General features: G+C 37.3%; 11 protein-coding genes. 9 read left to right on the forward strand and 2 right to left on the reverse strand.

Annotated elements, in window-relative coordinates:
• Nucleotides 1-193: 193 nt before the first annotated feature.
• Nucleotides 194-1,144, reverse strand: a complete 951-nt coding sequence (locus Rain11_RS09610) for a tryptophan 2,3-dioxygenase family protein (protein WP_101359160.1) — start codon at nucleotides 1,142-1,144, stop codon at nucleotides 194-196.
• 385 nt (nucleotides 1,145-1,529) lie between these two features.
• Here Rain11_RS09610 and Rain11_RS09615 point away from each other — a divergent pair, with 385 nt between their 5' ends.
• The 9 genes from Rain11_RS09615 (at nucleotide 1,530) to acs (ending at nucleotide 12,527) form a co-directional block, all read left to right on the forward strand.
• The gene (locus Rain11_RS09615) at nucleotides 1,530-2,957 is read left to right on the forward strand and encodes a porin (RefSeq protein ID WP_101359161.1); all 1,428 of its coding nucleotides are present in this window, start codon (nucleotides 1,530-1,532) and stop codon (nucleotides 2,955-2,957) included.
• Nucleotides 2,958-3,004: 47 nt separating this feature from the next.
• Complete coding sequence (locus tag Rain11_RS09620) at nucleotides 3,005-4,594, forward strand: MFS transporter (protein ID WP_101359149.1); 1,590 nt, start codon at nucleotides 3,005-3,007, stop codon at nucleotides 4,592-4,594.
• 33 nt (nucleotides 4,595-4,627) lie between these two features.
• On the forward strand, nucleotides 4,628-4,903 hold the full coding sequence (locus tag Rain11_RS09625; RefSeq protein ID WP_101359150.1) for a DUF6814 family protein: 276 nt from the start codon (nucleotides 4,628-4,630) through the stop codon (nucleotides 4,901-4,903).
• Between the two features lie 93 nt (nucleotides 4,904-4,996).
• The gene (locus Rain11_RS09630) at nucleotides 4,997-5,191 is read left to right on the forward strand and encodes a hypothetical protein (protein ID WP_101359151.1); all 195 of its coding nucleotides are present in this window, start codon (nucleotides 4,997-4,999) and stop codon (nucleotides 5,189-5,191) included.
• Between the two features lie 35 nt (nucleotides 5,192-5,226).
• Nucleotides 5,227-6,429, forward strand: coding sequence for a PP2C family protein-serine/threonine phosphatase (locus tag Rain11_RS09635; protein WP_165778113.1), 1,203 nt, complete (start codon nucleotides 5,227-5,229; stop codon nucleotides 6,427-6,429).
• Between the two features lie 9 nt (nucleotides 6,430-6,438).
• Entirely contained in the window at nucleotides 6,439-9,165 is a 2,727-nt protein-coding gene (locus Rain11_RS09640; protein WP_101359153.1) for a sensor histidine kinase, read from the forward strand.
• A gap of 12 nt (nucleotides 9,166-9,177) precedes the next feature.
• Complete coding sequence (locus Rain11_RS09645) at nucleotides 9,178-9,546, forward strand: response regulator transcription factor (protein ID WP_101359154.1); 369 nt, start codon at nucleotides 9,178-9,180, stop codon at nucleotides 9,544-9,546.
• Between the two features lie 14 nt (nucleotides 9,547-9,560).
• The gene (locus Rain11_RS09650; RefSeq protein WP_101359155.1) at nucleotides 9,561-10,529 is read left to right on the forward strand and encodes a PDDEXK nuclease domain-containing protein; all 969 of its coding nucleotides are present in this window, start codon (nucleotides 9,561-9,563) and stop codon (nucleotides 10,527-10,529) included.
• A gap of 75 nt (nucleotides 10,530-10,604) precedes the next feature.
• On the forward strand, nucleotides 10,605-12,527 hold the full coding sequence (acs, locus tag Rain11_RS09655) for an acetate--CoA ligase (protein WP_101359156.1): 1,923 nt from the start codon (nucleotides 10,605-10,607) through the stop codon (nucleotides 12,525-12,527).
• Between the two features lie 132 nt (nucleotides 12,528-12,659).
• Here acs and Rain11_RS09660 read toward each other — a convergent pair whose 3' ends face one another.
• On the reverse strand, nucleotides 12,660-13,349 hold the full coding sequence (locus Rain11_RS09660; protein WP_101359157.1) for a hypothetical protein: 690 nt from the start codon (nucleotides 13,347-13,349) through the stop codon (nucleotides 12,660-12,662).
• Nucleotides 13,350-13,647: the final 298 nt, after the last annotated feature.

Raw genomic sequence — 13,647 nt, forward strand, 5'->3', positions numbered from 1 at the left:
TATTGATTTTTTTTGATAGCATAAAACTTATAAGAAAACAAGGCTTTATAAATTTCTGGCAATCTCCCGAGAGAAAATATCAAATCCTTTTGCTATTTATATCTATTTGGATAATTTTAAGAAAATTAGAAAAGTTTTAGGAAAAGAGCAAAAGACAACGTCACTTGCGGTGATGTTGTCTTTTTGTAATAATTTATCCCAACATTTCTTCTACTTTTTTTCTTCCCCATTCAGTTTTTTCGGTTTCGCTCCATAGCGAGGGGAAAAAGATGATTTTCTGAAAATTAGGAGGTAGATATTTAGTCCAGTTGGTGCCTCCTGTGGCATCAATAGGTTTGCCTTTTTCGCGTAAGTATCGTACCGCTGATTTTAGGTGGGCTAATGCCCATTCTACGTTGAACCAATAATCCATTTCTCGCAAAGCCTCGCAGATAGGCTTGTACAATTCATCTTGGGGAGATATTTTCTTGAATTGCTGATAAAGGTTTTTATCTCGGAATTTGTAAGCCCATTCTAAAAAAGTAGTAGAGTATTTTTCCTCAAAATGTTGCAAGGTAATGGTTTTTTTGCCTGTTTCGGCTTCGGTAGCTCCTTTTTTCCAATAAATATGCTCATACATTTCGGCAGTGGTGGTGCTTGGGGTAATTTTAGCTCTGAAATCAGCCGAGAGCAGATTTACAAAGTCGGTAGAGGCAATTTCAATCAGGCGAAATTGTGCCGACTGAAAGCCACTGGCAGGCAGAAGTGCCATTCGGAATTTTTTGAACTGCTCGGCTTGCATACCTACACTCATAATTTCAAAAGAATTCACAAGTGCCTTGATATAACGATTGATACGCTGTATTTTTTCTAAATACTCAGGGGTAGAAATTTCCTGCCAAGAAGCAATTTGTTCTATTTCCCATAAAATCAGCTTGAAATATAGTTCTGTAATTTGATGATAAATGATAAAAACCATTTCATCAGGAAAATGTGTTTTAGGCTTTTGAAGTGTAAGCAGAGTATCTACGTGAATGTAATCCCAATATTTGAGATAATCCAGATGTAAAAGCCCCTCTAAATTTGCCGCAAGGCTCTGACCCGTTTGGCTGTACTTATGTTCAAGAGCTTGTAGTAAGTTTTGAATAGTTGCGTTGTTTTCCATAATAGTTTTTTTAAGCCAAGCAAAGTAAAATAAAAACCCACAAAAACCCAAAAAAACTACAAAATTGTCTTGTAAGAGACATTTTTTGCAAAAATATTGCTAAATTGATATATTTTTGCTAAAAAAATATATTTAATCAAAATTTTATTTTGAATTAAATTATTTGAATTGTATAAAATTTTAATTAAGTGTTATTTTGTAATATATTACTCTAAAAATATTTACTTATTTTATAGAAATAAATGAATTTTAAAAATTTCAACATAAATCTATTAAAAATAATTCAGCTATACTATTAACAAAACTATACATTAAATTATATTTTTCCAAGTTGTTTTTGCACTTTTGTAACGTGCTTTTTGAAATCAACTTATTTTTGATTTTTATGAAAAAAGTTTTTCTTTCTCTCGCCTTGCTGACCTTTATGAGCCATTGGGTAATGGCACAAGGTTCAGAAATCTACGGAAAAGGTATCCGTATCAACTTGGATACCAGCGGTAAGCGTTACATACGCTTTATTACGTGGCATCAGATGTGGATGCGTTACATTGACAACAACCCTGGCACTTCCGTCAATGGTATTCCCGAAGCCAGCACTTGGGACGTAGGATTGAGACGTTCGCGTTTCTTATGGTACACACAGATTTCTCCCAAATACCTCATTTTAGCTCACATTGGCATCAATAACCAAACTTTTGTAAATGGAGGTGGTTCGGGTACGCAAGGAGTAGGCGGGTATGGAGTAGGTAAAAAACCCCAACTCTTTTTACACGATTTTTGGAACGAATATCAAGTGGTAAAAGATAAACTCTACATTGGTACGGGTTTGCATTATTGGAATGGCGTAAGCCGTATGGCAAGTGCTAGTACATTGAATTTCCTTGCTCTTGATGCACCCATTTTCAATTGGCCCCTAATTGAAGAAACTGACCAATTTGCTCGTCAATTTGGTATTTATGTAAAAGGTAAATTACCTATGGGCAAAAAAAGTTTGGATTATAGAGCGTACTTGAATAAACCTTTTGCTACCCCTACTCCTGATGCCACCATTCAGGCAACCCCCGGAAGAGCTTTTGCAGGCAACAATAACACAGGAGCCGTAGGCGGATATTTTACCTTAGAACTTGCCGAAAAAGAAAGCAATGTGTTGCCCTTTTTTGTAGGTACTTATTTAGGAACAAAAAAGGTTTTGAATATTGGAGGAGGTTTTCACATTCACCCACAAGCTACCCGAAGCTATCAGCCCACAGGCGATGGCGTAACTTTCAAATGGGAAAGCCACGATATGAAACTCTTTGGACTTGATGTATTTGCCGATTTGCCACTCAACAAAGAAAAAGGTACAGCTTTCACGGGCTACTTGCTTTACCAAAATATGGATTTTGGTCCTAACTACATCAGAGCCATTGGGATTATGAACGAAGGTTTGAATGGCTTGCCCGGTTCGGTATTGCAAGGTGGAGGTAACGCTGACTGGAGAATCGGCACAGGAGATATTATTTATGGAGAAGCAGGCTATTTATTGCCTAAAAATACTTTGGGTAGTAAAGGCAAGTTGCAAGTTTTTGCAACAGGTACTTACAGAAATTTTCAATTCTTGGCTGAACCTTCTTTGGATTATGGAGCAGGTTTCAATTATTACATAGATGGACATCACGCTAAAATTTCCTTGAAATACCAAACCCGACATATCTACGAGGGAACTTTCAATGTCAATACAGGCGAAAAACCTAAAATCAATACCAATCCTGACCTTGTAGGGGGTAAAAAACGTTTGGGCGAACTGATAGTTCAAACAATGATTTATTTGTAAAACAACTTCTATCTGAATATTAAAATCAACTCTTAAAACATACGAGTATGGCAACTGTTTCAGCAGAAAAACAAGGATTACAAACCCAAACCGATAAAGGCATTTGGGGAGTAATTACAGCGTCTTCGGTAGGTACGCTGATTGAATGGTACGACTTCTACATTTTTGGAAGTTTAGCGGCAATGGGTATCATTGGAAAGCAGTTTTTCCCTTCCGATAACCCTACGGCGGCATTTTTGAGTTCTTTGGCAACTTTTGCGGCGGGGTTCATTGTACGTCCTTTTGGGGCTTTATTCTTTGGCAGATTAGGTGATTTGATTGGCAGAAAATATACCTTTCTGGTTACACTTATTCTAATGGGAGGCTCTACCTTTCTGATTGGTCTGATACCCGGTTATGCTTCTTGGGGAGCCGCCGCACCGCTTACCGTGCTTGTTTTGCGTTTATTGCAAGGTTTAGCCTTGGGAGGAGAGTATGGCGGTGCCGCTACTTACGTAGCCGAACACTCTGCATACAATCGCAGGGGGTATTTTACAGCCTTTATTCAGACAACGGCTACTTTGGGATTGTTAATGTCTATCGGTGTAATTATGATGACACAAGGCATTTTAAGAGATTCCAATGCTGTTAATCCTAATGAAGCTTTTGAAACTTGGGGCTGGCGTATTCCTTTCTTACTTTCTATTTTCCTGATTGTAATTTCGGTGTTTATACGTATGCGTATGCACGAATCGCCTATGTTCAAGAAAGTGAAAGCCGAAGGTAAGGTTTCTAAAAACCCCTTGAAAGAAAGTTTTACCAAAAAGGCAAATCTCAAAATGGTACTCTTGGCTCTTTTTGGGGCAACAGCAGGGCAGGGCGTAGTTTGGTATACAGGGCAATATTATGCACTTTCATTTATGAATAAAACTTGTGCTATTGATTCAGCTCAAGCCAATGAAATTATTATGATTGCCATTGTACTGGTTACGCCTTTCTTTTTGGTATTTGGTTGGCTTTCAGATAAAATCGGTCGCAAGTATATTATGATGGCGGGGCTTCTTTTAGCTATTCTTGCATACAGACCCATTTACCAAACAATGTATGATGTATCGGATATTAGCAAGAAAAAAGAACTGACCGAGCAGACCAAAAAAGACACTAAAACCGAACCTATCAAGGGCAAACCTGATATGCTTCAAACTGAAAAGGTAACCAAAGCCTTTGAAGATGGTACCAAAGCCATTTTAATCACCAAAACTACCCAATTTGCCGAAGCAGGCAAAGAGCCCAAAGTAGAAAAGTCTAAATCTGTTACTTTGAATAGTGGCGATAAATGGACAATGATAGGGCTGATATTCATTCAGATTTTCTTTGTAACAATGGTATATGGACCTATTGCGGCATTCTTGGTAGAAATTTTCCCTACGAAAATCCGTTATACTTCTATGTCTTTGCCTTATCACGTGGGAAATGGTATTTTCGGCGGACTTACCCCTTACATTGTTACACGCATCATTGAAGCTACCAAAACCGAAGCTCAACCTTCGGGAGATATACTTGCAGGTTTGTGGTATCCGATTGGTATTGCGGTGCTTACGCTTATTATTGGTATGGTTTATTTGCCTGCTCGCACCGACAAAGATGTAACAGACTAATAACAAAATGTTTAACCTGAAAAAATTACAAATATGAATGCACTCAAAAAAATTCTCGGTATAGTTTGGTTAGTGCTTGCTCCTGTGCTTATTGTAATGATGTTCAATCAGCTTTTTACTGAAATTCCAGCATTGGAGAAAGCTATTGCCTCAGGTAAAAAACCTGCAAGCGAATTGCAAAGCACTTATCTGTTTTGGGTAATTACTATTACCATATTTGTGCCTATTGCATTTGGACTTGCTCTCTTTGGTTACTATTCACTAAAAGGAGAGTACGACAGAACCGTAATGTCTTCTGCGGATTTATGAGCTTTTGAGTAGCCCCTCTTATCGGGGGCTTGCTGAAAAAGTAATGAAGAGAATTGAAAAATTATGAACTTTTATCTAAATTGAGCAAAACAAATGGCTAAAACATTGAAAAAAACAGGTCAGCAATTACTTTTGGTGTTTTTCTTGGGATTGGTTTTGCTCAATTTCCCGATACTTTCTGCCTTCAACCAGCCTATTTTGTGGAATGGCTTTCCACCTGCTTTTGTGTATATTTTCATTGTTTGGTTTTTGATGATTGTAGCTTTGCGTCTCATTCTTAAAAAATGATTTTGGGTTTATATTTTCTAAATTTTCGTATGCTTATGAAAAGGTTAAAATGCTTAATAGTTTTTCTCTGCTTTTTTCCTTATCTAATTTGGGCTCAAGAAGCTAATCATATACAAGCAGATACCACTAAAAAACTTCAAGAAAATACATATCAAAATTTACTTGATTCGCTTACTCAAACCATAAAAAAATATGGGTTAGAAAAGCAAATTATGCAAAAAAGCTTGCAGGAAGCAGAAACTCAAAAAAATCTGAGTTTATGGGGGTTTATTGGGGCGGGCATAAGTGTTTTGATAGTAGTTTTCTTGATTATTAGAAATGTAAGGCAAAAAGATTTGCTCATAGAACAACAGCAGACTATTGAGGAGCAAAACCACGAATTGCAAGCTCAAACTGAAGAGTTAAGACAACAACAGGAAGAAATTGCCGCTCAAAGAGATGATATTATTCAGAAAAATAAAGTTCTTGCCGAAAAAAATAAACTTATTCAGGAAAGCATACAAGTTGCCTCGCTTATACAAAAGGCACTTTTAGCAAAAACCACCAACTTACAAGATTATTTTAGAGGTTTTGCAATCCTTTCTAAACCGAAAGATATAGTAAGTGGTGATTTTTATTGGGTGGGTAGGGTTCAACATACTACTATTGTAGTCTTGGTAGATAGTATGGGACACGGCGTACCTGCAGCTTTCATCAGCCTGACTATCAATATGCTACTCAAAGAAATTGTTTTAATTCGAAAGCAAATTAGTCCCGATATTATTCTTGAAGAGTTAAACAACAACTTACGGCAGATAATTCATCATAATGGAGAAAACTCACATAATATTTCTGCTGATATTGCGATTTGTAGCATTCAGAAAACCATAGGAGATAGTTTTTGTATTGATTTTGCGGGAGCAAGACGACCTATGCTGTATGTGCTAAATAACGAAATTATGCGATTCAGAGGCAACAGAGTGAGTGTAAGTTCTGATACTACTTGGGAAGAGCATTTTGAAAATGAAACGATAGAACTATCCTCAAAAACAAGAATTTTTATATTTTCTGATGGCTTAACAGACCAAAATAATAAGGAAGGTAAAAAATTTGGCGAGAATCAATTGATACAAATCTTACAGAAAGGCATTTCAGAAAGCATACAAAATCAGATACAGAATGTAGAAAGAGCTTTATTAGAACATCAAGGCGGGTGTCCGCAAAGAGATGATATTTTAATGGTAGCCATAGAACTATAAGACTATAAGATGCATTGGAGTATAGTTATCATAGTATCTTTGTTTTACTTACTTCTGCTTTTTGGTTTGGCTTACTGGGCTGAACAAAAAGCAGAACAGAGAAGCCATTTTATCAATTCTCCTTATATTTACGCACTTTCGCTGGCGGTGTATTGTACCGCTTGGACGTACTATGGCTCTATTGGCAGAGCCTCTAAAACAGGTTTTGATTTTCTGCTAATTTATCTGGGTCCTACGCTTTCAGCACCTATTTGGTGGTTTGTGATGCGTAAAATTATTCGTATTGCTAAAATTCAAAATATTTTCAGCGTTGCTGATTTGATTGCTACTCGCTACGGCAAAAACGTAACACTTGGGGCAATAGTGAGCATTTTCACGGTTTTTGGAATAATTCCTTATCTTGCTTTGCAAATCAAGGCAATCAGCGAAACTTTTACTTTGCTTATTGAGTATCCTAAAAATTACTCTCAAAGTCCTGTTTTTTTAGATTACGGCTTTTATATCACCATTGTTTTAGCGGTTTTTATTATTTATTTTGGCACTCGCCGTTTAGACCTTACGCGTAAAAATGAAGGAATGGTTTTCGCTATTGCTTTTGAGTCGGTTTTCAAACTTTTGGCTTTTTTGATAGCAGGTGGGTATGTTACTTTTGTGGTTTTTGGTGGTTTTGATGATATATTCCAAAAAGCATTTCAAAAGCCTGATTTACAAAAACTTTTGTTTTTTCAAGAAACTAACAAACAGCAAGGTTGGGAGTGGTTTTTAATAGGTTTGTCGTCTCTGTTTGCAGTAATGTTTCTGCCTCGTCAGTTTCAGATGATTGTCGTAGAAAATAAAAATGAAAAACATCTTGAAAAGGCAATTTGGCTTTTCCCTTTGTATTTGCTTGTTATCAATATTTTTGTATTGCCTGTGGCACTGGCGGGCAAACTTACCTTTTCGGGTGGCGTAGATGCTGATACTTATATTTTAGCTTTTCCTTTGCAAAATGGTGTATATTGGCTTGCATTGCTGACTTATTTGGGAGGCTTTGCGGCGGCAACAAGTATACTTATTGTAGCTTCGCTGGCATTGAGCCTGATGCTTACAAATAATCTTTTTATCCCTTTGAGCTTGCAAGTGGGCATTACGCAATATCTCAAAGATAAGCAGTGGGGCAAGTGGGTGCTGTATATTCGTAGAATGAGCATTATTTTGGTCTTGATTTTAGCTTATTGGTATCTCTACACAGCTTTTGATTTACCGCTTGTTTCCATAGGATTAATTTCTTTTGTAGCGGTTTCGCAGTTTGCTCCTGCTATCATTGGAGGGCTTTATTGGAAAGATGCCACTCGTAAAGGAGCTATGACGGGCATTGTGGTAGGTTTTGCAGTATGGTTTTATACGCTTATTGTGCCAAATTTTGTGGAGGCGGGCTTGCTTTCACGGAACATTATGCAAGAAGGACTTTTGGGAATTAGTTGGCTTCGTCCTCAATCTTTGTTCGGTTTGGAGTTTTCGCCAATAGCACATTCACTTTTTTGGAGTTTGTTTGGAAACGCATTGGCTTATGTAGCAGTTTCCATAGCTACTTCGCAAAGCTCGCAAGAACGCAACCAAGCCGAACTTTTTGTAGATGTTTTCAAGTTTGCTGATGCCTACGATGAAGCCGTAATTTGGAAAGGGATTGCCCATAAAAAAGATTTAGAGGAACTTTTGGCTCGTTTTGTAGGCGAAAGCAAAGCAAAAAGTTTGCTCAATGAATTTGAAAAGGAAAATCAGGGAAAACTCTTTGCCGATGAGCAAGAACGCAATGCAAAACTCGTAAAATATGCCGAACGAATTTTAGCTACGGCAATAGGTTCTACTTCGGCTCGCATATTAGTAGCTTCGGTAGTGCAAGAGGAAAACCTCACCCAAGAAGAAGTACTGAAAATTCTCAAAGAAACCCAAGAACTCAAAAAAATCAATTTTGAACTCAAAAAAGCCGATGCTTTGAAAAATGAATTCATCAGTACCGTAACACACGAACTCAAAACACCTATTACTTCTATTCGGTCGCTTTCAGAAATTTTGTACGAAAACCCCGATTTGGAGCAAGAGCAGAAAGAGCATTTTCTCAAAACGGTTATTAGCGAAACAGAACGAATGGAACGCCTTATCAATCAGGTGCTTGAACTTGAAAAATTTGAGTCGGGAAAACAAAAACTACATCTTACTCCTTGCAATTTGAATGAAATTATCCGAGAGGCTGTTAGTATCTATGAGAGTATTGTAGCAGAAAAGCAGTTACAATTCATTCAGCAAACTTACCAAGAAAACCTTTGGGCAGAAGTGGATAGAGATAGAATTTTGCAAGTTATTCTAAACTTTCTTTCCAATGCTGTCAAATTTGCCAAAACAAAAATCGTGATAAATAGTGCCTTGAAACAAAATTTTGTAGAAATTAGTGTGTTAGATGACGGAAAGGGCGTACCTGATGAGCTTAAAGAAGCGATTTTTGAAAAGTTTTTTCAAGCGGAAAATCAAAACATTCGCAAACCCAAAGGAAGTGGATTAGGTTTAGCTATTTGTAAGAAAATTATTCAGTATCATAAAGGAACAATCGGGGTAGAGCGTGAGCAAGGAATGACTAAATTTTATTTTCGGATTTTTCCGACCTTATCACCTGCAATAATTGATGAAATGCACGGCGAAGCGAAAAATCAATTTTTCAAGAATAACCCCCTGATGGGTAATAATGGATTTAGTTCTTAAATTTTTTGACCTATGAAAGTTTTAATTGTAGATGATGAACCTAATATTTTGATGTCATTGGATTTTCTGATGCGAAAAGAAGGTTATGAGGTATTAGTCGCTCGTAACGGCACAGAGGCAATGGAAAGTTTGCATAGCAATCTGCCCGATGTAGTATTACTGGATATTATGATGCCCGATGTAGATGGCTACGAAATTTGCAAGCATATTAAAAGCACCGAAGAACTGAAACATTGCAAAGTAATCTTCATTAGTGCCAAAAGCAAAGAAGCAGATATTCAGAAAGGTTATGAAGTAGGAGCAGATTTTTACATTACCAAACCTTTTACGAATAAGCAAATAGTGAGTAAAGTGAAAGAGTTATTAGTGGTTGGAATATAAAAGATAACACGCTTATGCTTGATAGTTTGGTAGCACATATTAAAGAAATCGTTAATCAGGCTCGTTTGCAGGCTTTTCAAGAGGTGAATAGCATTTTGCTGAAAATGTATTGGGAAATTGGCAGATTGATAGTTGAAGAGGAGCAAAATGGCTACAAAAGGGCCAAATATGGTGAATTTAAGTTGAAAAATTTAGCTCAAAAATTAACCATAGAGTTAGGAAAGGGTTTTGATGAAAGAAATCTTAGAAATATGCGAGCCTTTTACATAGCTTTTCCAATTTGGAACGCAGTGCGTTCCGAATTGAGTTGGACGCACTACCGAATTTTGTCAAGAATAGAACAGGAGAATTGGAGAAACTTTTATATGAAAGAAGCCATACAAAATGCTTGGACTACCCGAGTGCTTCAAAGAAATATTGACAGCCAATATGTAAATCGGGTTCTTGAAGTTCCAAAAGAAACGAATAGCACTAGCAATATCAAAGAGTTTATAAAAGACCCATACATATTTGAGTTTTTGGGCGTATCTCAAGAAAAACTAACCGAAAAAGAATTAGAAACAGCACTGATTAGTCATTTACAGAGTTTTCTGATGGAATTAGGAAAAGGTTTTGCATTTGTAGCACGCCAGCAACATATATGTACTGAAACTGCGGACTTTTTTATTGATTTAGTGTTTTACAATTATATTCTCAAATGCTTTGTTCTTATTGACTTAAAAATAGGCAAACTTACGCATCAGGATATTGGGCAAATGGATATGTATGTACGTATGTACAACGATTTAAGAAAAAACGAAGATGACAACCCCACTATTGGTATCATTCTTTGTACAGATAAAGATGAAACTATTGTAAAATATTCAGTTTTAGCCGAAAATGAGAGGCTTTTTGCAAGTAAATATCGTTTGTATATGCCTACTGAAGAAGAGTTAAGGCAGTTGATTGAAAAAGATAAAAACTGGATTGAATATGACAATTAGTGGCTTATTTCTAAAAATTCAAGCAATAACACCTAACTCAATCTAAAAATATTCACCCTTAAAATCTTAAAAACTATGCTTACCAAAATCAACACCCTCAGTGGGTACTTGTACGAGTACCAAAAAAGCGTTGCTAATCCCGAAGATTTTTGGGATAGTGTAGCACAACAATTCTATTGGCGTAAAACTTGGGACAAAGTCGTAGAATGGAACTTTGAAAATCTTGATGTCAAATGGTTTATCGGTGGCAAGCTCAATATCACCGAAAACATCTTTGAGCGAAATTTATTTACATTAGGCGAAAAAACAGCTATTATTTTTGAACCCAATGACCCCAACGAACCTGTACGCAAACTAACCTACAAAGAGCTTTACGAAGAGGTTTGTCGTTTTGCAAATGTTTTGCTTGCCAATGGGGTTCGCAAGGGCGATAGGGTGGCTATTTATATGCCAATGACCCCCGAGGCGGCAATAGCGATGCTGGCTTGTGCAAGAATAGGGGCAATTCATTCAGTAGTATTTGCGGGTTTTTCGGCTTCGTCTCTTGCCGACCGCATTAACGACGCTCAGGCTAAAATGGTAATTACTTCTGATGGCAATTTCAGAGGGGCTAAAACCATTGAAGTAAAGGCAGTAGTTGATGAGGCTTTACAAAGTTGTACTTCCGTAGAAAAAGTAATTGTGCTGAAAAGAACCAATACACCTGTGCAAATGCAAGCAGGTAGAGATATTTGGTGGCACGAGGCTGTGCAAGGGGGTTCGGTGCAAAATAAAGCCGAAGAAATGGACTCCGAAGATATGCTTTTCATTCTCTATACTTCGGGTTCTACGGGTAAGCCTAAAGGCGTTGTGCATACCACAGGGGGATATATGGTTTATACGGCTTATACTTTCCGTAATGTGTTTCAGTATGAGCCGCAAGATATTTTTTGGTGTACGGCTGATGTCGGTTGGGTTACAGGGCATTCTTATATTGTGTATGGACCGCTTCTCAATGGGGCTACCGTAGTAATGTTTGAAGGCGTACCTACTTACCCCGATGTAGATAGATTTTGGGCGGTGGTAGAAAAACACAAGGTTACGCATCTTTATACTGCTCCTACGGCTATTCGGGCTTTGATGGCGTATGGCACAGAGCCTATTCAGAAGCACGATTTAAGCAGTCTGAAAGTTTTAGGAACCGTTGGTGAGCCTATCAACGAGGAGGCGTGGCATTGGTATTACAATCACGTAGGCAAGGGAAATTGTCCTGTGGTGGATACGTGGTGGCAAACCGAAACAGGCGGCATTATGATTTCTCCTATTGCAGGGGTAACCCCTACTAAACCCGGTTATGCTACCTTACCGATGCCCGGCATTCAGCCTGTTATTGTAGATAACGAAGGCAGAGAACTGAAAGGCAATAATGTAGAGGGCAATTTATGTATTAAGTTCCCTTGGCCCTCAATGATACGCACCACTTACGGCGATCACGAAAGGGCAGTGAATACTTATTTCAAAACTTTCAAGGGCTTGTATTTTACGGGAGATGGCGTAAAACGTGATGCCGATGGCTACTATCGTATTTTAGGACGTGTTGATGATGTTATCAATGTTTCAGGGCATCGTTTGGGTACTGCCGAAGTAGAAAATGCTATCAATTCGCACCCGCTTGTGATAGAAAGTGCTGTGGTTGGTTACCCTCACGAAATCAAGGGGCAGGGCATTTATGCCTATGTGATTTTAGATAGTGCCGCCAAAGAACACGACCCCGAAAAACTCAAACAAAGCCTGCTTACTACGGTTACGAAAGTGATAGGTCCTATTGCCAAACCTGATGTTATTCAGTTTGTTTCGTGCTTGCCCAAAACACGTAGCGGTAAGATTATGCGTAGGATTTTGCGTAAGGTTGCAGAAAAAGACATTTCCAACCTCGGCGATACTACTACACTTTTAGACCCTACGGTAGTTGATGAAATCATTGAAGGAGCAGGTCTGCGGCAAAGTTCGGCTAAGTGAGTAATGTGTAATAAAATGAAAAAACAATCGGCAACATCACACTTGGCGATGTTGCCGATTACAAACTACTTGCTCCCAAAAATTTTCAGCTTTCCTACTTTTTTGCTTACTTTTTTACGAATGGCTTTTTCATCAATCTAATTGCTGTTTTATACCGAACCTAATGCCTCTTAACAAATAAGGTTCATCTTGCGAAATCATATCTTTTTGAAAGAAATAACCCAAAGTGAGAGTACTCTTATCATTTATCTGATAACCCAAACTCAAATCCGCTTGATAAGTGAGTCTTTTTATGAAAAAATCTGTATTATTAAACCAGACACTTCTGAATGAATAAGGGCTGTCAATTAGATGTATAACCTGATTTTTTGTAGTTCCTAATAGCAAGGAAAAAGAAGGAATCAACATTAAAGACTGCTTCGGAAAGCGAAAATAATAACTTATTTTCAGAGGAATTTCAATTTCGTTTTGCCAAGTTACTTTTCTTATTCCCTCACCTTTGGATAGAACTCTGTTATCATCAAAAAATATCTGAAATGTTCTTTCGGTGCTGTATTCTCGCTTTGGTGAAAAATGCACTCCTGTTGAAAAACTTAAATTTTTACCAGTTTTTTCAATTTGAATTTGCAAGCCCATTCCATTACCAGCATTATATTTAGTGATAAAAGAAGTGTCTATGAAATTAGGAATGTTAATTTTAGATTCTATCAAAGTCTGTTTTCCTCGTCTGATGTTTTCCCAGCTCATAGTAGCATTCACAAACCATTTTTGTGCAAACAACTGGTGCGATAAAATCCAAAACAAGAAAAAAATTTTTTTCATAAAACTACTTTTTGTTGAACAATGATTTGAGCACAGAAGAATTTATTTGATATGCTATACGAAGCCCTGATGTAAAGTAAGGCTCTTCCCATTCAGCATTTCTGAAAGGAAGCAGGGCTTGCGAAAAATACCTCATTGATATGAAATTACCTTCTTTCAATTTATAAGTTAACGTGAGTTAAGCGGCAATATCTTGAAAAAGTTCAAAATTTGTAAGTAGATTTTTTTCTTGAAAATCTCTAATAGTGGGCTTTTTATCTAGGAATTTGTAGGCAATAATTCCAGACCACAAATTGAC

This window comes from Raineya orbicola, assembly GCF_002843425.1.
Classification (GTDB): domain Bacteria; phylum Bacteroidota; class Bacteroidia; order Cytophagales; family Thermonemataceae; genus Raineya; species Raineya orbicola.